The following is a 19,797-nucleotide window of genomic DNA, read 5'->3' as shown; positions in this document are numbered from 1 at the left end:
TGTTTACTAATAAACACTAAACACTGCGATGGCGTTTCGTTTTTGCTTTGGATAGAAAGATTAAATCAGCGAACGAGATTTTTCAGCCAGAGACCACGCCTCATCCGGCGGATAAACAATCCGGCCTTGAACACTTCTTCCAGAGATATACCGATAAAAGCACCAATTAGCCCCCAGTCGCACCAGATACCAAGAATGAAACTAGCCGGAGCGCCAACCACGATAAAACTGATCAGAGTGATGTTCATTACTGCTTTGGCGTCACCTCCAGCTCTTAGTAATCCCGGGATCACTGAGTTGACAGAAGTGAAATACAGCGAGAACGCCAGAACCCAAATACAGATATAAGCCAGCTCGTAAGTTTCAGCCTGAATCTTATACAGCCCCAACAGCGGATGTGCCAACAACAGCAATAGCACAACCGGAATAGTCATAATCGCCAACCCAGCCATAATGGCACTGTTCGCGCACGCCTGCGCCTGACGGAACTTACCCGCTCCCAGCAACTTACCGATATGAATCGCCGTTGCCTGCTGCAAACCGCCAACAGGCAACATAAACAGTCCCTTAAAGGTTCGGATAATGACATACCCAGCATAAGCGACAGCACCGACAGAGTTCATCAGCACGGTGTAAAACACACGAGCTCCCTGCCAGTAAAAGCCATCAATCGTATTCGGATAGCCCAGCTCAATGATTTTCTTCAGGTATTCCCGATTCGGCGTTAATAAGTTCGCAATGGTGTATCGGCGCAAAAGAAAGGTCAGTAAAACGAAGCTTTGCCCTGCACTGGCAACCAAAGTTGCAAAGGCGGCACCTCGCAAACCTAAAGGAGTAAACAATGGCTCAGCAATACCCGGCAGTTTCAGACCGAAAATCAAAATGTAGTTACCGACGAAATTGACCACATTGAAAAAGATAGAAACCTTAACCGGTGTTTTCGTATCACCAGATGCATTAAATACCGCAGAAACCATCTGTGAAAGCAGCATACAAGGTACTGCAAAAGCGACAATGCGCAGATAACTCCCTGCAATTTCAGGCACGGCGGACCATTGTTCTCTCAGTTGAAAGATATCCGTGGTCAGAATCGCAATCAGCTCTTCAGCAAAAAAGTAGAATATTCCCCCCAGTAATAATCCGCACAGCCAGCCTGTGGAGATCATACTCTGCGCGACATGCACCAGCTTGTGAGATTGATTCGCCCCAGAATACTGAGAAATCAAAATACTTCCCCCGGTCGACAACGCAGCAAACAACAGGAAGCTGAATGAGAAAAGCTGACTCGAGTTACCCAAGCCTGAAATTGCGCCTTCTCCCAGCTGGCCGATCATCAGGGAATCCACAAACCCCATCAGGGTGAACAAAATTCCCTGGATCATAATCGGCAGCGCCAGCCAGATAATAGGAAGCGCCAGATTTGGCCTTACATGCCGGATACTATTTTGAATCAAGTTCATCGACTACTCGCTTGATAACTGATTGCAAACACTGCACATCCTTGTCGCCTCGGGATAACTCCCATTCAAACCATTCCAAATGTCGCAGACATTCTTCTTCGCTGTTGGTTAAACTGAAGAATCGAACTATATAAAGCGGTACGGATTTAACAAAGAGATGAACAAGAGAAAGTTCCTGATCAGAAAGTGAGGATGATTTCCGATATTCACTGATTATCATCCGCCAGATCTTAGATAATATCTCGACCGCTTCATCTTCAGCTAACTCGAAATCATCAGAGTCCAACTCTTCACGGCTATATCTTTTCTTCAATTCACGAGAAAAGAATATCCGGCTGCTCCAGAAGATATCAGTCAAGCGATAGTCATAGCGGGAAAAATCAAAATCAATGACCTGAGTGAAGTTTCCTTCTTGATCATAAAAAAGATTAAAGCAATGCAAATCACCATGGATATAGCACTTTTCAAGCACAGATAAATCCAGCGTCGACATTTCATCTTCGAGCTTATTAAGCAAGGCAAAATACTGTGGCAATAGCTCCGCCATTTTAGCCACAGAGGTTCTCGACTTATCTGCTGCCTCAATTTGCTGTTGGAGGCCCGACAACCAATTACGACAAGCTTGCATATCAAGAAAACCAACCCGTAATCCCGGATAAGGTTCATCAAAGTTTTTGGTGGCTTTGTGAAAATCAGCTAATGCTCGTACCGTTTCCTGATGTGCTTTGTCCGGAATATCACTTGACCAGTTATAAGTCATATCCGAGATAAATTCGGTCATCACATAAAACTGCCCATCGAACTCCAGAAACAGGTTACCGTTTTTATCTTTAACAATGGCCGGTGTCGGACAGCCATGACGATTTAAATGCTCAATCAAAGCCACTTCATTCGTGGCTAATTCCCGGGTATTGCTTTTAAAGCAGTTCTTAAGAACGTATTTCCCCTCTTTGGTCGGCACAATAAACACTTCATTGGCCATACCGAAATAGCACAGGGTGACATTGTCATTCGGGTATTTTTGATAGGCGTCTAATACAAATTGTAAACGCCGCTGTACTGGTTCTGCTAACATTATTGTTATTATTCCTGATATCAGATAAACGGGACTCAGCCCAAATAATTCACTTCTCTTCACTTAACAGTAAGAAGTAAACAACGGGATAAATGAAAAGGTTGATGGTTAATAAGAGTTATTGCTTGAGAATGGCGTCAGCTTGAACAATGAGGGACACTGTCAAACAGACCGAAGAAGAATAACAACAGCCCGGATCTACATAACGTGACTGTTTTCACAGTTATGCCTGATTTATTTGATAAATCAGGCATTATTGTTTGTCAAAATGAGTATTAATGGAACCTGATGGCTAAATTGGCAATTTTATAATTAACAACCTATTTACACTCATCCTTAATCCAGTTCAGATAATCAGTAAATCCGGCTGTTACCGGCATCTGAATAATCTCTGGTGTGTCATAGTCATGGTTAGCGAGGATATCGGCTTCAACCTGATCATAAAGTGATGTTTTGGTTTTAATCATCACCAATTTTTCATGATCAAAATTTACCTTTCCTTCCCAGTGGTAGTAACTCTCAACAGCTTGTACCTGAACACAAGCGGCAAGGCGCTTTTCAATCAGAGAGTTAATAATTTTCTTACCAATTACTTCATTCGCAAAGGTCGTCATGACCACACAATATTCATGTTCCATTGTCATTGTTATTTCTCTTATCTACCCGTAACCGTCTAATTATAAACTAAAAAGGGAGCCATAAAGCTCCCTTGATTCAGACTTGTTATGGTTTTACTGGCATTTCGAAACCATAATCTGCTGTGGCTTGCCGTCTGCACTGAACTCCAGACTCCAGACATAACGCCCGGCTTCAGGAATGGTTACTGCGGTATCTTTGCCGTAACCACCACGTGCTAACTTCCCTTTTTCACCCGGTTTCAGCGACAGGCCGTCAGCTGTGAACTGAGACGACCAGTCTTTACTAGCATATTGCATTCGGTAAGCGCCGGCTTTTTCTTCTTTCACTACCTGATAGACATTGCTGCCTTTATATTCGAAAGCTCGGGCTGGCTTATGCTTCCAGCCGGAATCAGCGAAGTCACCGACAACATACAAGGTTTCGTTTACCGGACCTACGCCTTCAACGGTCGGATTGTCACACTGAGCCATGAAACCTTCCCCGGCCAGAGAAACCGCAGCAGCTTCTTTCACTTTCACTCCTGCGGCCGACGGTGTTTCAATTTTCAGGAAGCGAGCTTCAAACGCTGTCATCGGAATGTAGTATTTGCCGTCCTGCATTTTGAATTTATTACCGGACATCAAATCAACTAACACGCCTTCAGAACCAATATCAGCACCATCTAACGGAATGATATCAGCTCTTGACGTCGTGCTGACCATATACAGCAGCGCTTCATTGTCCGCTTGTTTGTGATCAACATAAATCGCATCCGTTGCCATCACATTAGTACGCTTACCACTTGATAATGCAGGATGACCCGCTCGAAGCGTCATTAGCTTTGAAACATAATCCAGAAACCCTGCCTGACGCCTATCAAGTGACACCGTCATGCCGTCAATTTTAGCGTGTGAACGAGCCACATGGTCATCACACAAACCTTGAACTGCACAGTCCTGCTCTACCTTCGCGGCATACTTTTCTACCTGATCACCAATTTCTTCACCGTAATACATGGTAATCGGTCCGGTATAAGCAGCGAGGAATGAAATAGCTGCTTTATTACGTAGCCAGTATTCAGCATCCTGTGGTGAAGCAATCCCACCTCGTTGAAGCAGATCCCCTAGTCTTACTAGGTCATGGTTACCCAACATCAGGTTTGGTTTGGCATGATCCGGATACAACTTATGTAAATCCATCCCTTCTGCCAGCCACTCACCGCCTTTACCACCAACAGCGTTCTCGTTAGCCGCAAATGTTTCTACAACACGGTAACGCATCGGGAAATCAAAAGCAGAACACAACGCCGGATCACCTTGTGGGCCATAACCAGTTTCATTGATGTAATTTTGGTTATTCCAAATCTCTGCCACCATATAACCCATCGGGTTCACTGTTTCACCTTTGGCATTGGTGTAAGTGACAGACTTAGAGGCTTCATCAACACTCTTTCGCAGCTCTTTCCAAGCGTCAGTCGGCACCTGATACGCCTGATCCAGACGCCAGCCATCAATCTTTAGCTCTTTAATCCAGTACGTAGCGACTTCTTTGTAGAACTCCAAACTTTCCGGATAACTTACCGGGTTGTTTTCACCCACAGGCAAATGTCCCTGAGGTGAAGGCACTACATTACCTTTATGGTGGCCGAATACACCATCAAAGAAAACATAAAGTCCTTTTTCATGTGCCTTCTCCACCAGCTCGCGAGCTTTATCCATCGAACCAAAACGTGGATCAATCGCAAAGTAGTTACTGGTGAAGTAGCCGGTTGCATCTAAACGGTCTGCCCAGTGATCTTGACCTTCCACAGGAACGGAATCAAAAATCGGTGTCAGCCAGATTGCATTTATCCCCAATGACTGGATGTAATCCAGAGAGTCAATCACACCCTGTAAGTCACCTTTATGGTGACTTGTACCGTAGCCGGTACCATGGCCAATGGCATCATCACCATTAACAAAGCTCTCAACCATAATCTGATAAATACGTAAATCATCAGCCTGCGCAGTCATAGCTGCATCACAGGCATAAGCAGGTGTTTCCGCAGAAGGTAAAGAGCCAGAACTACCGCAGGCCGAAAGTGAGGCAGCAATAGCTAAGGCAAGGCAAGGCAAGGCAGGATTTAAGATTCCTTGTGTTCACGATGGTCTCCTTGATTTATATTTTTATCAGGTACATCGCGATTATTAATTACTTTAAAACCGATGAGACCATCCCCCATCGACAGCCTAGCCGGCGTAGACTGGGGGCGGAGAACATACAGCAGGGTTTATCAGTTCATTTTGCCTGATGATAAATGCCAGGAAACTACAAAATGAGATGCTGAAACTATTTTTCCCAAATCGCTAACATTTATCTCTCAAACAAACTGTTACTCAAGTCGAAGATGTTTAGCTTATAAACCAAAGTTATACAAATTCGTGAAGGCATCCACAATTTCGTTATCAATCCGGATAGCGGCTATCTATCGCCTTCAATGAGCGTAAAAATAACCCAAGCCCACCGAACGATAATACCAAGATCATAATCAGTTCAAATGCCGTCATCGTATTAAAACTAAAGCGAATACTTGAAATCACACCAAACACTAGCGCAGATAAGGCGCCGACTGTTAACAACCAACCCAGAAAATTCTTTCCATTGAAAAATATCAACCCGATACCAAACATAAACGGAATCATAATCATTCCGCCAGTCACAGAAAAACTGTTTCCTAATAGCGATAGTCCATAAAGCCGGGCTCCTAAACCAAAACTAGATGACACCGAAATAGCATTAAAAAGTAAATAAAATGGGAGTCTCAATACACAATGCTATGAAAACAATGTCTTTAACCTGATCTGCTTACCGTTACGTATTCACGATACAAAAGGAAAAATATCAAAAGCTGTTTTTTCAAATTGGCTTCTCACTGTTACAATAATGCCATTGAAATTTTAGGTTATAAAAAATGCAGCAAGATCAATTCGAAACCCTAGTAAAATCTCTTTGTGAAAAAGACAGCCTTCCTCTGGTTCTTGAAGCACTAAAAGCTTGTGAAGAACAAGAAGTAGTCGAGGCCGCAGAGTCTTTGACTGGCCAATTCAAACTGGCTGAAATCGACGGTGAAAAGCGCATTTATCATGTATCAATACAAGAAAATGATGAAGGCGAAGAGCAAGAATATGCTGAGTGGATCATGAATGACGGAGATGACGTCATCAAATTTGTTGCCTGGTTCTTCTTTGATATGTTTGAAATTAAACAGAAAGATGTTTACCAAGCCGCTGGTCGCACGTACCAGCAACCAAAGAGAAAATGAGCAACAGCTCAGAGGTTAATCTTCCTCCTCTGTGGCTAATTTCAAGCAAAATGCCAGTTAACAACTGGCATTTTTCATAATTAACAAACCAATTTTATAAACGTTAAGGCTTCGTCTGCTGAGCTGTTTGCTCAAAGACAATAATCCGATCGACTATCCAGCTAACGGCTAGGTAAATAACAAAAAACAAACCCAGGCTAACCAGTGCTTTGACTACATCAAACGGCCATGAGAATAAATTATACTCAAACCCGATAGCACTCCTTAATGCCCAAGCCAGTACTGCGGTAACTAAAAGTATAACAACCTCTTTCACCGGTACCTCCTTTGTAGTTCGAACTTAACGTTCTTAACATGCTCAACAAGTAGCATTTAATTTATATTCACAGACACTATAAAGAAATATCAACCATCAAACTGTGAGAATACGGGTTATCTTCGATAATTTTCTTATCTTGCTTGCCAAGAATTACATCCAACCAAACACAGCCTGCTAATTTCTAACTATTATTTACTATGCAGTCGTTTGACACTTGTCATGCGCATCAACTCAGTAGCCAGGTTATGTACCTGTGTTTTTACGTCACACCAGCAGGAGACAAATGATGAAATACAAGATTGTCTGCGATAAACATGAATTTGAATTTGAAAATAAAATCAATGCCCTTCTTGATGAAGGCTGGAAACTCTACGGTGAAATTGTTGTTAACTTAATCAGTTCTGATGGGGAAATAACATGCTGGTATACCCAGTCGATGATGAAAGATGACTAATTTAATCTGGACTGCAAAAGCTATATAACCAATATGACGATTATACATAGCGTGTTGCAGTCCACCTTTCATGAGGTTACCTATGGCGATTTATACCCTGATACTGGAGTATGACGGTGCGACGTATATGTCGCAGGTAGAAGCAAGTGATGAGCAAACCGCCTTAGGTGCATGGTCTGAAGAACAAGATATCTGCGCAATCGACGGCTTTCCCCTTATTGATGCCGATAAGATCCTGAACAATTTAGCAGAACAAGCACCGACTCCGGTAAGCAAACTGCTTAATGTCTGGAACTCAACCTTTGCTGTCGGGCACGATTTGGCAATTCTTCACCTAATCAAGACTGATACCCAGCGCGACAACTAAGCAACGTACCCTGTAAGCTCACTGTACCCCGAACAAGTAAAACCAGTCGTGGTAAGTAATCAGATAATCGCACAGGAAAATCACACAATAACCGTACAAATATCAGGCAGTCTGCACCATGCGCTGCTGAAGATAGTCATGGGCGCTATCAGAGATATCATTGCCATATGGCACTCGACCCAAATTACTCGCCGCAACCATGGTAGAGCCTGAACCAAAGAATGGGTCTGCCACCACTTCTCCTGCCGAACTACTTTGTTCAATTAAGGTTTCCAGCAGCGCAACTGGCTTCTCTGTCGGGTAGCCTCGATAAACCCGCTTTTCAGCCAATACATCAGGGATACCGAGATTGTTCAGCTTTCTCTTGCCCTTCTCAAAGAACAAAATGAATTCATATCTTGCACGGTAGTGATACCCCATGCCAATCGCGACTTTATCCCAGACAATAGGTTTCCAAAACTTAAAACCCACCTGCTCGGCAATCGGCTTAATATAGAACATGGTCTCTTGGTCACAGAACAGGTAAAAATGGCTATTGTTCTTTAATACTCGGTATACCTGTTCTAACAAGGTTTCGAAACGCTCATTAGGGAAAATTGAAAACCATTGGTTACTTGAGCCTTTACTGTTTTTCAGGCGGGTTGTTGTACCAACCGCTCGGTGCTTTTCCAGAGATTCATAAGGCGGATCGGTGATCAACAAATCAACACTTCCTGCAGGCAGTGTCGACAACCACTCTACGGCATCTTGTTTATATAGCTGCATTTATAACCTAAAAAAGAATGAACCAAGCAACATGGGCTGTGAGTTGTATCAAATCTGACTAGAAATGGAAAGTCACGAGATAAGGAAAGTGATTAGATTCCGGCAACCCCAGCCATTTCGCGTAGAATATAACCTGTCAGGTATGCCAGCCCTGCCGCCGTTCCCCCAGTCAGTAGAGTCCGTAGACCCGATAAAAAAGCAGGTTGACCGAAAACCATACTTTTCAGTGCGCCGATAAGAAAAAACATTACACCGGCAAGGCCAGCGCTGATAACAAACTGCTGTGACATGAACAATGATGTAGAGAGAAACGGCAATAAGGGAATGGTACCTATCACGACAAAAGCAGCAAATGTCACGCCAGCAGAGCACCATGGGTTGGCTACTGTTCTATGAATACCGTGCTCTTCTGTCAGCATGGTATCAACCCATAACGTCTTATCATCTGTCAGCGTTGCAACGATTTCCTCAAGAATATCCCCGTCAAAACCCTTTTGACGGAAAATCTGCCGAATTTCTTCGCGCTCCCCGTCAGGAACAGTATCAATGTGCAGTTCTTCCATCTGGCGGACACTATCAGCATATTCCTGCTGCGCTTTGTTAGATTCGTAATTACTGATGGCCATACTAAAGCCATCCGCTATCAGGTTCGCAAAACCTAAAACCAAAGCAACCCCGGCAGGAAACCCGGCTCCAACAGCACCAGAGACAACTGCAAAAGTAGTAACACAACCATCGATACCGCCTAATACAGCATCAGAAATATTTTGTGATTTAGGTGCCTGCTGTAACCGTTGCCGAATAGCATCTGGTTGATGGTCTCGATGGAGCTCGTCAATCTTTACCTTTTTCATACGGCAGACTCCATTATTCATGGTTAACAATAAAGACTCACAAAGCAATTCAATACTCTAATGTTAGACTTAAATGCAGTTGTTTATTTTATCGATAAAGGAAAAGCCAAACAGTAACTCTACTTTTTGCCATTAAATCAGCTAATTTATTGACCTATTCACATAAAACTATGAGATTTTTCGGTAAAGTGGTTTTTCTTCATTCCGACAGATAAAGATAATTATGACCATAATCAACGAAGATAGATTAATCCAACATTTTATTGAGCTGATCAAAATCAACAGCGAATCACGAAATGAAAAAGCAATAGCCGAAGCCCTTGCAGAGCAATTAGGTCAGATTGGTTTTGAAGTTGCGAAACTACCTGTTCCTGAAGATATCTCAAACGGTTTTAACATCTACGCCAAGCTTCCAGGCCAACTTGAAGGCAGCATTCTACTAAGCTGTCATATGGATACCGTTACACCTGGCAATGATATCGAACCTGTAATCAATGGCGGTATTATCAGTTCAAAAGGTGACACTATCCTAGGCGGTGATGACAAGTCAGGCATTGCAGCCATTATGGAAGCAGTTCGTTGCATTCAAGCTCAAAATCTTCCTCACAAAACAATCGAACTTGCTTTCACCGTTCATGAAGAAGGTGGACTACATGGCTCGCAGCATTTCGACATGTCTTATGTCAAATCGCAAAACGCTATTGTCCTGGATTCCGGTGGCGATATCGGCACCATCATTACAGTTGCACCGGGTCAGCAAAACCTGAAAGTTAACATTACCGGCAAACCAGCCCATGCAGGCTTGGCTCCGGAAGAAGGCATCAATGCCCTAACGGTAGCAGCAGATGCAATCAGCCAGATGAACCTTTCCCGTATCGACAATGAAACAACGGCTAACATCGGTGTTGTTAAAGGTGGCCAGGCAACAAACATTGTAATGCCGGAGCTGTACCTTGAAGCTGAAGCGCGCTCTCTGGATGACGATAAGCTGGCTGCTCAAGTTGAGCACATGGTGAGCACATTTGAAGTGGTTGCGGCTAAGCACGGTGCTAAAATCGATATCAAATCAACTCGCGCTTACAACGCCTACCGCATTGATGATGCTGATCCGTTCATCGAAAACGTTAAAGCCGCGTTTACCGACAACGGTGTTGAGCCTCAAACCAAATCGACGGGTGGTGGTAGTGATGCCAACATCTTCAACGGAAAAGGCCTTAAAACCGTCAATGTTTCTACCGGTATGGCAAAAGTTCACACTACCGAAGAGTACATCAAGATTGCTGACATGGTAGGTGTTACTGAATTCCTATATACCTACCTGACTAAGTAAGTCTGACTAAAAGAAACCGAGGGTTTTGCCTCGGTTTCTTATTCTGCAGGAATACGCCTTTTCAGCTGACAAATCCATTTTCCAATACGATCATAATGTGAACCTTGCCAGTATACTTTTTTACACCCTTGGCACTCCCAGAAACGCTCAAAAAATTGCAGCACCTCTTTAGGAACCTGCTCAACATCATGAGTATTAAGCTTTTCTTTATCAATTGGTTGCAAGATTTGATTGCAATGGGAACAACGGGTAAACGGACGAAAGTTCTGCTCTAACTGTAAACGCTCAACGACCTCAGCCAATTGCTTCTTAGTGTTGTGATTACGGACCCAATAACCATGTGTGACATTGCTGTATTTAAAAATACCGCGATCACGAGTTAAGATTATCCGCTTCTCCCGCAGTGACAAATCGACAATTTCATTATCGGTAAAATCATTTCTATATAAGGTGTCAAAGCCAAGTAAGCGTAGTTTCTGAGCTAACTTCCCCAAATTCACATCGACAACAAATTTTATATCCCGCAACGGTGCCGCGCGTAAGTGGATAACCGATGAAATATCCAACGCTTCAATCACAGGATAAACCGAAATATGTTCGCCCCCGCAAAGGTTAAAATCAAAACCAACCGACTCCCCATCAACTAGAATCAAATCAATTTCTGTATGAGGTACACCGATAGCTTCAATCGTATCTTTAATCGCCGGCTTGCCATTAAAAGCATAAGAAAAAACCACTTTGCGCTGTTCTGGAGGCAAGAAATCATTAAGTTCTTCGTAAAAACGAAAGTAGGCAGTACGAAGAATTGGCGCATGCTGATCGTCCTTCATCGGCTGACTCTTCAATCCAAATCAAATCCCTAACAATTACCCTAGCTGAAACAAGTAAATCAGCAAAAGAGTTAGAATGACGGGAGTAAACCCTTAAAATACAAACTGCAACAGCCCGATATCTCAGATTGTACAGACATCCCCCTATAACCGACTAAGCTTATTATAGAGTGTTAATACCGTAACCCATAACACTAAGGTTGGACTATGTTCGATTGGCTAAAAAACATCTTTTCTCACAAACCAGAAGAGACAACTGACAACTTAGTTGAAAAACAAACTGAGGAAAAGGAGTTGCGCGAAAGCAAACAAGAAAATATTGCACGAGGGTCTTCTTCCGATAAAGAAAACGAGCAATAACAAGCCGACTCCGGCGGCGGAATGTCGCCGGAGCAAAAACAGCACTAGTCTGTCCTGACTGGGTTCTCTGTTTTCTCAGAACTTTCCTTACTCTCTGTCTCAAGTTCTGACTCCCGAGGTTGCTCAAAAACCATGGTTTGAACTTGCTCAGTGTACAAGTGATTGATCTGAGAGTTATCAAACACTGCCACACCAAAGAGATATTCTTTACTTAAATCATCAAATTGAATGTCTTCAATCTTGGCATTTTCACCTGTTGTAACACGCTTTCGCTTAAACTCAATTGTCCACATGCCACTATCCCAAATAGCTTTGGCACTAATATCTCCACGGGAGCCAGTAAAGGGTTCTACCAATACCGACGATAAGCGATTGCCGGGTTTGAATATATCCAGAAAAGCGACCTGATCTTCCACACGCAAAGCATAGCTATCAATGTCATTCCATAACTTTGTCCCTTTCGCCGGGCCTAACTTGTCATCAGTTATATTGTCACGATATCCGCCTCCGGTTTGCTGATCATTTTTACGGCCCCAATTTTTATTCGCAATGGGGTCAATATTCGAATCAACATACTGATCATCAAACTGATCTGTCAGCCCGGTTCGAACCGCCTTCCAATGCCACATATCAATGGTTTCTTCAGCTATCCGGGTAAATTTCCGACCGGGATATTGATTTTCAATATCTGCAACTTTGCCTTCTGCATCCACCATATGACAGGCTATATCACACCCTTGGATCCCAAAACCTTCAGCCTTAATATTCCAGAAGATACTTGTCTTATCTTCATAATAAGTATTTTCGTGGCCGGTTTGATCCTTATTCATTAAACGCTTCCATGTATTGTCTTGTTGTTTTTCCCAGGGAAAGCGTTCAACACTTTTGGTTGGATCCTCCCATTGGACAAAAAAATACACATAATCATCATCATAAAGAGAACGAATCGAGTAATTAGTCTTGAAAATGCCATCATATTGATTTGGTTTATAAGGCGTTTTATCCAATACCAACCGTAATGGCGCCGCTTTTATCCAGGCATCTTCTGCAACGCCATCAAGCTCAATTGCCTGTTGGGTTCTGAAACTGATCAAAGGAATTTCAGCGATAGCCGGCAACGATGTCATAAAGCCGATAGCGATGAATACGGGCTTCACCGTAAAAACTTGGTGCTTGCTCATCTTTCTTCTCCATCCGCATAACTACCCTCTTAAATACCCACAGGAGCATCGTGAGGTCGCGTGAGTATAAATATAGTGCAACCTCTGTGATATTTTCTCTCCTATTCGCAACAACAGCTGACGACACACCCTATAACATTGCGGAAAATCAAAAAGGTGAAAAATTAACCACATAAAAAGCAAGAGTTAACTACACTTTTACTGGACTTAAAGCGTATCTGACAGGAGGTAAATATGAGCTTGATCCCACGCGATTCATGGTTTGATTTTAATCAGATGTTTGAAAACGCATTTCCAGCTTTAAGGCATACTTTCGATATTGAAACACTATCCCCAAGGATTGATATTATCGAGAAAGAAAACTGTTATCAGATCACGGCTGATCTTCCAGGCGTAAAAAAAGAAGACATAACGGTGCAAATTAACAACGGTAACCTTTCTATTGAAGCTTCGACGTCAAAAAGTGAAGAACATAAAGAAGGCGATCGGGTTCTTCGCAAGGAGCGATATGAAGGTAAACTAATGCGCAACTTTTACCTTGGCCATAACCTGAAGCAAGATGATATTCATGCTTCATTTACTGATGGTGTTCTAAGGGTAGAAGTTCCCAAAGCCGAACCAACACCACCAGCCAGTAAGCAAATTGAAATAAAATAGCGAATTACCACCATACCTAGTGTTACGCTGTAACCATCAAGGCTGATTTAAAATCAGCCTTTTTATCTTTGTTATCTTACTTAAGGTATACTTTTCCCATATCCCAATACACTTAACTGTTCCCTTTCATATGGCTAAATCAAAACCTTTTGTTAGTATCGAAACCTATGGTATTCACACTACATGGGACGCTGAATCAAAACATCTGCCGAAGATTAAAAACTTCACTACTGATGTTCCTGCAGAAATCGACATTGAATTTGGCTTTACGGTAAATATCAAAAAAGCCCGCGGTGAAAAAATCCGCTACTGTATCTACCATCCGAACATCACTGATGATTCCGGTGAGATAATGGAACCTTTTGATGGCGAACTCCACGTCCGCACTAATGATTGGGACTTTTATCTTGGCGACACCATTTGGGAGCCAATTTCAAACAAAATCGGTAATTGGCGAATGACCATTGAAATGCACGGCAAAATAATTGCCGAAAAAACATTCAAAGTCTATTCCCGTGACGAGGCTGAATTTTGGAAACGCCGAGGATATTAAGCCTTATTAAGGTTTCCTTATAGAGAAATACAAAAACGGCACCATTCTTGGTGCCGTTTTCATTTTCGAAAACAAATCTAAACTGATTTATTTCTGCTTATAACGAGCAATTAACAGGCGTTGAATTATCGCGCGGCCATTGCGTAGTCCCATCGTTCAATGACAGAGGCAGAAAATTGAGTCCTGTGCCCATTGATGCCGGAGGTAAATCATCCTCAAGTACATACATACCTGTGTCAACAACGCCACCTTTAGCATTCAAACCAACCTGAGCCGATGCCAAACTAGAATAGCGCAAGCCGAACATATCAAAATACGGACGCCAATCCTGATTGGTCAGCACACTTAAAGATACCAGCATAAAATCATTTCCTGGTATCGAACGAACATTTTCTCCACCATACACTGCGTGACCTGAATATGGGAAGCCACTGAAGCCAAGCCTGTCCCGGTTCTCCAGCCACTCAGCTTCATTACTTGCATACTCATGGAAAATGCGGCTGTGCTGATAAAGCAAAGTGAAAGCATGGAAACCATTGTCTAGATTATCGCCTGTCACCATCGCTTTCTTATCAAGACGTAATGCCATTTGAATATAGAAAGACATACGATAGCCATTATGAACCGCATAGGCATTGCTCTTCCATGGCGCTGTATAGCGATCGGTCGCACCGTCCTCCATCACTCTACATTTACTCTTGAGCACAACACGCTGGTCGGCACTGTTTTTTACCTGTGCAGCATCAGACATAAATACATAAAACAAATCCTTATTGTTCATATGACCATCAGTAATGGTCGTTGTGTTGCCATCTCGCACATAATGAGACTTCCATTTCACGTAATACGGGAAAATATTATTCGAATTTTCCCCGGCGCGAGAGCTATATTTAGTCCAGTCATCAACATCTGCGGCTTCGACATACTGCACATTAAGACGATTCGTTTGCAGATTATGGCCCAACTCGTGATTATCCCCCCACCCTGTTGGCGATATCACCCAGGAAGCATCCCAAGGATTTCCACTACAACCACTGCCACAGTGAGCATTCTGATCATAGTTGGCGTGCTGAATAATGGTACGTTGATGCAGCGACGTATCGAAACAATCTTTATTGGTAAACAACTTACCACAAATTGTTTTCACATCAGCAGGTAGCGACTCTTCCAGTGTTTTTCCCTGAATTTTATAACCGGCAAGGGTATACACACTGTTTATATGATCTTCTTCAATCGATTTCAGCAATGCATTGACCGTCGGGATCTCACTACCTATCGCCCCCAAGAAACGATCTCGGCGTAAGTGCTGTTCAGCTCCATCCGTACGCAAATCAACATGAGGCAATTCAGTGCTTTCAATTGCCTGATTAAAACGAGTGATTTCAGCCGGATCACTGAAATCCATAATCGCCGGATGCTTTGCTACACCTTTCACCGATAGTGATACCTGAACCGGCTGAGCATTTCCTTCCAGATAGGCATAAATAGGACCGCCATATGGCGTCGAAAACGAGATGGTTTCCCCTGCATCAACTGATATTCGTTGCTGCTCCACCTCTAATGGGCCACGGTAAATTTTCGTTTTATAGGCACGGTTGGTGTTACTACGATGATAATTAAGCTTAATTTCCAGCTTCACTTCACTATTATCAGTTCGGGTCACTGTCACCATTTGCCCAGGCAGCGCATACCATCCAGTTGTTGTCCACTGGTCTGAATAAGGCACACTAATCGTTCGAGTTTCCTGCACTGTTGCCGGATAGCTATAGTGCGCATTACTTCCCTTGAGTACCTGTGAACGGTCAAGGACGTGCACACCCAAATCAGGCTGAGCAAGGTTATTCTTACGCGCATAACTCACAACCCAGTCTGCAAACATGGCCTGCTGCCATGCTGCCGGCTCAGTATGTTCAATGGGGTAATCAATCGTAGAGCGGTACTTATCAGCCAACAACAAGCCAGCTTTAGCCAGTGAATGATTGTTAGCAGCAAATGCGTCTATATTATGGCTATCTAGCCAAACAGCCATCTGACGATACCAATCAGCAGCTCGCTTGAAGGCATCCATAAAAGCAGAGTCTTCACACCAAATATAATTCGTATCGCATTGTTCTAACGCTGTAACATCAAACTGACCGGCATCTAAACGTGCTAATAGTTCCTCAACAGCCTGAAATGTAGAATTTTCATCTTTTAATGACGTTACTGGTAAATCCTTGGCAATATGCTGGCTCCAGTAATTTATCTTCCAATCCAACCCCATAAACTGGTAAAGCGGCGCATGCATTGGACTACCTTCATAGCCATAATTCATAACCAAAATAGGGATTTTTAAGGCTCTCGCTTTATCAATTGCGGCTTTCAGCGGCGCATAGCCACGTTCATCATCATCATCACCCAATACGATTAAATCAGGTTTAAGCTCATCTATACAGGTAGACAACGTCTCGTAATCACAACTATTTGCCTGATTCATGGAATATTGGTTTGGATAGTACTTATCTAGCCATTCGCGCATCTTTACATTGTGCGGCGACCAATAACCATCTTGAACATGCGAGGATACCAACTTCAATTGATGAGTAGCATCATCATTCTTTATCAGCCAATTAATGGTATTTTTCAGGAACTGATCCGTCGCAGGATTAGTATCTACCGAAAACATGTTGGCAGCCATCGCAGCATAACGGTAATCATCTTGCTGGCCAGCATAAACTAACCCGTGAGATGACGGCTCAGTCGGCTTCTTGAATGCCTGATTAGAACGTAGAACCAAATGTGTATTCTCAGGCATGGATGAAGACAGCGTTACACTCTGATGGCCTGGATCCCATGATATCGATGTACCTACCCCCTGATACAAAGTATCAATCAAAGCCTTTCTCTGAGCTTTAATTTCTGTGATTTTCCCCTGACTAAACTGAATCAGCTCATGAGCTGAAGCAAGCGTATGATCTTCACGCTCAATTGCAGCCTGAACGTTAGTAATGAAAGCCGCACTGATACTGCAATCGTCAGAGATTGCACCTGTCGTATATTTATTACCGTTTAATTTCCCGTTACAGCCTGTCACGGATTGAATTTGAAATCCGGCATCAGGAGTAACTGTAAATGTATGGTTCTTACCCTGCTGCACAGATTGGTTGGAAGGCGAAATTTCTCCGCTACCACTTACTTGCGACGTTAACTGATATGTCGTTGAGCTGCTATCGCCACCGCTATTACATGCAACCAGAAGACTTGCTATCCCCAAAGTCACAGCGCGCTGATAAGACGGAATATGCCTCATCAATTACCTCTTCAATATATTGTTATTCTTTATTGAGCAAAAAAATGCAATCAGGCTGTTTGATACAGCACATATAAAAAGGAGTCAAAGCGTTTGTGCGACATCAGGACAGGGGTTAACAATCCCCCCATTCAAAGAAACGAACTTAAGTCACTGACTATCTAAGGCAATCGTCAGTAATTCACAAGCAAGCGGGCTAAACATAAAATAAAGCTATAAAAATTTGTCGGTTATTTATTATTCAGCTTAGTATTATTCTCTCGGTGGTATGCATAGATGGCATGATCCAATATCTTCCTATCAATATTTTCAGCGTGGGAGCTTACACCTTCCAAAGTCATCCCCAGTCGCTCGCACACTGCTCGGCTAGGTACATTTTCGGTCACAGCGGCTATCTTGACCACCTTAAGGTCTAGTTCATCAAATGCATAATCATTATTATTTCCTAACAAATCATATAGTTAACACCACACAAGTATAAGCAAAGAAACAAGCTACCTAGAGTGTGCTCTCAATTATCCATTAGTACAGATTTATTGGATTCACTCAGCAAGGTGGTTACAATGTTCTCCTTTCTATACACTCTCCAAACAGGTTCTTTATTGTGACAACCTCTCAGCCGGCCAATACTGTTATCGTCCTCGACTTCGAAACAACCGGGCTTTCCCCTAATATGGGCGATCGTGCCATCGAAATTGGTGCAGTTAAATTGAATGACGGCATTGTTGTTGACCGCTTTCAGCAGCTAATGAACCCAGGTTTCAGAATCAGTAGCTTTATTGAAGGCTACACCGGCATCAGCAACCAGATGTTGCAATCAGCACCTGGTTGTGACGAAGTGATGGAGCAGTTCGCCGATTTTATTGCTGATTACAATCTCGTTGCCCACAACGCATCATTTGATCAGCGCTTTCTTGATGCGGAACTCGATCGAATCGGCTGTAATTACAACGGTCAATTTACCTGTTCAATGCTCATTGCCCGCCGCCTGTATCAGCAAGCACCAAATCACAAGCTCGGTACGCTGGTCGAATACAAAAATATTGATAACGATGGTGTTTTTCACCGAGCGCTGGCCGATTCTGAAATGACCGCCAAACTTTGGTTGAACATCCTTGAAGATCTGGAGTCAGATTATCAACTAGGTATGCCCGATTTCTCGGTCATGCAAAAGTTATCACGTACCGCAAAAGCGTCGGTTCCGGCCTACCTCAGGAAAAAGGCTAACCGCTAACAAATAAGGAGCAACAATGGGACTGTTCGATGCAATTTTAGGGAACGCCGGTGAAATGAGCACCGAGGAAGCAACGGAAGAACTCACAACGATTTTAGGGCCTGGTGAACAAATAGAGCTAGCATACAAGCTAATCAGAGATATGATCGTGCTAACCGATCGTCGTTTGGTCTTGATTGATAAGCAAGGTGTGACAGGTAAAAAAGTGGAATATCGTTCTGTTCCATACAAGTCCATCACCATGTATACCGTTGAATCGACAGGCCACTTTGACCTGGATGCGGAACTAAAGCTTTGGGTTTCAGGGCAACCCGCTCCGATTGCCTTAGAATTCAATGGCAAAACCAATATCTATAATATGCAAGGATTACTGGCTGCGAAAATTGCCGGGAAATAATATCCTTTAACGCTGTGGTATTCCTGTGTCTTCAGGAATATCACAGCATAATACTTTCAAATTTTATAACTTCAATATTGCTTTCAACCAGGTCGATATATCTTGTACTTGTTGCCAGCAAACCTGATGCTCCATTGGATATGTGCGCCAGTTCGGAGACAACCCCGCCAAGGATAAATCACTTACCGCCTCTTCTCCCATCGAAGGCAAAACAACGGGATCATAGCTACCATGCATTACCTCAAGCGGGATAGAACGATTAGCATCTGTGATTTCAATGATTCCAGATGTCGGGAAATAAGTAGAAAGAGCTAATAATCCCGCCAATTTACTCGGAAAACTGAGTGCGGCATGGTAAGCCACAGCCCCACCTTGAGAAAAACCAGCCAGAATAATACGTTCACTGGCAATACCACGTTCAATTTCACGTTCAATCAACGTTGTTACTTGTTGCGCCGACTCCAGCAACTGAGCTGTGTTGATCTTACGCCCTGAGCCCATCTCAAGAATGTCATACCAGGCTGGCATCACGATCCCGCCATTAACCGTAACCGGCAAAGACGGTGAATGAGGGAAAATAAATCGAACAGGTGCATTTTGAGGTAATTTTAAATCTGGCAGAATCGCTTCAAAGTCATGTCCATCAGAGCCAAGTCCATGAAGCCAGATCACGGCAGCAGTTGCAGCAACATTTGGTTCTACTTCAACACACGATAAATATTCCATACTTTATCTTTCAGTTTGATATCAAAT

Annotated in this window: 21 protein-coding genes; 9 read left to right on the top strand and 12 right to left on the bottom strand. The window is 43.1% G+C overall.

Features of this window, described 5'->3' with window-relative positions:
* Positions 1–65: 65 nt before the first annotated feature.
* The 5 genes from Q0852_RS01665 to Q0852_RS01645 form a co-directional block, all read right to left on the bottom strand.
* Complete coding sequence (locus Q0852_RS01665) at positions 66–1,460, bottom strand: MATE family efflux transporter (protein ID WP_299013221.1); 1,395 nt, start codon at positions 1,458–1,460, stop codon at positions 66–68.
* Complete coding sequence (locus Q0852_RS01660; protein WP_299013220.1) at positions 1,441–2,598, bottom strand: phosphotransferase; 1,158 nt, start codon at positions 2,596–2,598, stop codon at positions 1,441–1,443. The genes Q0852_RS01665 and Q0852_RS01660 overlap by 20 nt, the downstream gene beginning before the upstream one ends.
* Positions 2,599–2,855: 257 nt before the next feature.
* Complete coding sequence (gene cutA / locus Q0852_RS01655; RefSeq protein ID WP_299013218.1) at positions 2,856–3,179, bottom strand: divalent-cation tolerance protein CutA; 324 nt, start codon at positions 3,177–3,179, stop codon at positions 2,856–2,858.
* A gap of 87 nt (positions 3,180–3,266) precedes the next feature.
* Positions 3,267–5,165 (bottom strand): alpha-amylase family glycosyl hydrolase, encoded by a 1,899-nt coding sequence (locus Q0852_RS01650; RefSeq protein ID WP_299013437.1) that lies wholly within the window; start codon positions 5,163–5,165, stop codon positions 3,267–3,269.
* A gap of 432 nt (positions 5,166–5,597) precedes the next feature.
* Positions 5,598–5,852: a hypothetical protein gene (locus tag Q0852_RS01645; protein WP_299013217.1), complete on the bottom strand. Its 255-nt coding sequence runs from the start codon at positions 5,850–5,852 to the stop codon at positions 5,598–5,600.
* Between the two features lie 251 nt (positions 5,853–6,103).
* Here Q0852_RS01645 and Q0852_RS01640 point away from each other — a divergent pair, with 251 nt between their 5' ends.
* A complete protein-coding gene (locus Q0852_RS01640; RefSeq protein ID WP_299013216.1) occupies positions 6,104–6,454 on the top strand; it encodes a hypothetical protein in 351 nt (116 codons plus the stop codon).
* A gap of 103 nt (positions 6,455–6,557) precedes the next feature.
* Here the strand turns inward: Q0852_RS01640 and Q0852_RS01635 are convergent, their stop codons facing one another.
* Positions 6,558–6,770, bottom strand: coding sequence for a hypothetical protein (locus Q0852_RS01635; RefSeq protein ID WP_299013214.1), 213 nt, complete (start codon positions 6,768–6,770; stop codon positions 6,558–6,560).
* A gap of 286 nt (positions 6,771–7,056) precedes the next feature.
* Here Q0852_RS01635 and Q0852_RS01630 point away from each other — a divergent pair, with 286 nt between their 5' ends.
* Together Q0852_RS01630 and Q0852_RS01625 are read left to right on the top strand one after the other, a co-directional pair.
* Positions 7,057–7,227 carry a DUF1737 domain-containing protein gene (locus Q0852_RS01630; RefSeq protein ID WP_299013213.1) on the top strand — a complete coding sequence of 57 codons (171 nt, stop codon included), beginning with the start codon at positions 7,057–7,059 and terminating at the stop codon, positions 7,225–7,227.
* Positions 7,228–7,309: 82 nt separating this feature from the next.
* Positions 7,310–7,594, top strand: a complete 285-nt coding sequence (locus Q0852_RS01625) for a hypothetical protein (protein WP_299013211.1) — start codon at positions 7,310–7,312, stop codon at positions 7,592–7,594.
* 102 nt (positions 7,595–7,696) lie between these two features.
* Here the strand turns inward: Q0852_RS01625 and Q0852_RS01620 are convergent, their stop codons facing one another.
* Together Q0852_RS01620 and Q0852_RS01615 are read right to left on the bottom strand one after the other, a co-directional pair.
* On the bottom strand, positions 7,697–8,359 hold the full coding sequence (locus Q0852_RS01620) for a site-specific DNA-methyltransferase (protein WP_299013209.1): 663 nt from the start codon (positions 8,357–8,359) through the stop codon (positions 7,697–7,699).
* A gap of 92 nt (positions 8,360–8,451) precedes the next feature.
* A complete protein-coding gene (locus Q0852_RS01615) occupies positions 8,452–9,213 on the bottom strand; it encodes a VIT1/CCC1 transporter family protein (RefSeq protein ID WP_299013208.1) in 762 nt (253 codons plus the stop codon).
* Between the two features lie 223 nt (positions 9,214–9,436).
* Between Q0852_RS01615 and Q0852_RS01610 the strand changes: the two genes are divergently transcribed.
* A complete protein-coding gene (locus Q0852_RS01610; protein WP_299013207.1) occupies positions 9,437–10,543 on the top strand; it encodes a M20/M25/M40 family metallo-hydrolase in 1,107 nt (368 codons plus the stop codon).
* Positions 10,544–10,581: 38 nt separating this feature from the next.
* Here the strand turns inward: Q0852_RS01610 and Q0852_RS01605 are convergent, their stop codons facing one another.
* A complete protein-coding gene (locus Q0852_RS01605) occupies positions 10,582–11,373 on the bottom strand; it encodes a Mut7-C RNAse domain-containing protein (RefSeq protein WP_299013205.1) in 792 nt (263 codons plus the stop codon).
* 207 nt (positions 11,374–11,580) lie between these two features.
* Between Q0852_RS01605 and Q0852_RS01600 the strand changes: the two genes are divergently transcribed.
* Complete coding sequence (locus Q0852_RS01600; RefSeq protein ID WP_299013204.1) at positions 11,581–11,733, top strand: hypothetical protein; 153 nt, start codon at positions 11,581–11,583, stop codon at positions 11,731–11,733.
* Positions 11,734–11,777: 44 nt separating this feature from the next.
* Here Q0852_RS01600 and Q0852_RS01595 read toward each other — a convergent pair whose 3' ends face one another.
* On the bottom strand, positions 11,778–12,914 hold the full coding sequence (locus tag Q0852_RS01595) for an ethylbenzene dehydrogenase-related protein (RefSeq protein WP_299013202.1): 1,137 nt from the start codon (positions 12,912–12,914) through the stop codon (positions 11,778–11,780).
* A 234-nt stretch (positions 12,915–13,148) separates the two neighbouring features.
* On the opposite strand from Q0852_RS01595, the gene Q0852_RS01590 reads away from it, so the two are divergent.
* Together Q0852_RS01590 and Q0852_RS01585 are read left to right on the top strand one after the other, a co-directional pair.
* Complete coding sequence (locus Q0852_RS01590; RefSeq protein ID WP_299013200.1) at positions 13,149–13,571, top strand: Hsp20/alpha crystallin family protein; 423 nt, start codon at positions 13,149–13,151, stop codon at positions 13,569–13,571.
* Between the two features lie 130 nt (positions 13,572–13,701).
* Positions 13,702–14,124 (top strand): DUF3859 domain-containing protein, encoded by a 423-nt coding sequence (locus tag Q0852_RS01585; protein WP_299013199.1) that lies wholly within the window; start codon positions 13,702–13,704, stop codon positions 14,122–14,124.
* A 97-nt stretch (positions 14,125–14,221) separates the two neighbouring features.
* Here the strand turns inward: Q0852_RS01585 and Q0852_RS01580 are convergent, their stop codons facing one another.
* A complete protein-coding gene (locus tag Q0852_RS01580) occupies positions 14,222–17,413 on the bottom strand; it encodes an ImpA family metalloprotease (protein ID WP_299013198.1) in 3,192 nt (1,063 codons plus the stop codon).
* A gap of 604 nt (positions 17,414–18,017) precedes the next feature.
* Between Q0852_RS01580 and Q0852_RS01575 the strand changes: the two genes are divergently transcribed.
* Positions 18,018–18,647 carry a PolC-type DNA polymerase III gene (locus tag Q0852_RS01575; protein ID WP_299013197.1) on the top strand — a complete coding sequence of 210 codons (630 nt, stop codon included), beginning with the start codon at positions 18,018–18,020 and terminating at the stop codon, positions 18,645–18,647.
* A gap of 16 nt (positions 18,648–18,663) precedes the next feature.
* On the top strand, positions 18,664–19,044 hold the full coding sequence (locus Q0852_RS01570; protein ID WP_299013196.1) for a PH domain-containing protein: 381 nt from the start codon (positions 18,664–18,666) through the stop codon (positions 19,042–19,044).
* A 63-nt stretch (positions 19,045–19,107) separates the two neighbouring features.
* Here Q0852_RS01570 and Q0852_RS01565 read toward each other — a convergent pair whose 3' ends face one another.
* A complete protein-coding gene (locus Q0852_RS01565) occupies positions 19,108–19,770 on the bottom strand; it encodes a carboxylesterase (protein ID WP_299013195.1) in 663 nt (220 codons plus the stop codon).
* Positions 19,771–19,797: the final 27 nt, after the last annotated feature.

Source organism: uncultured Photobacterium sp., from assembly GCF_947502415.1.
Taxonomy (GTDB): domain Bacteria; phylum Pseudomonadota; class Gammaproteobacteria; order Enterobacterales; family Vibrionaceae; genus Photobacterium.
The sequence above is the reverse complement of the archived record's forward strand: the minus strand, read 5'-3'. Positions and strand labels throughout refer to the sequence as shown.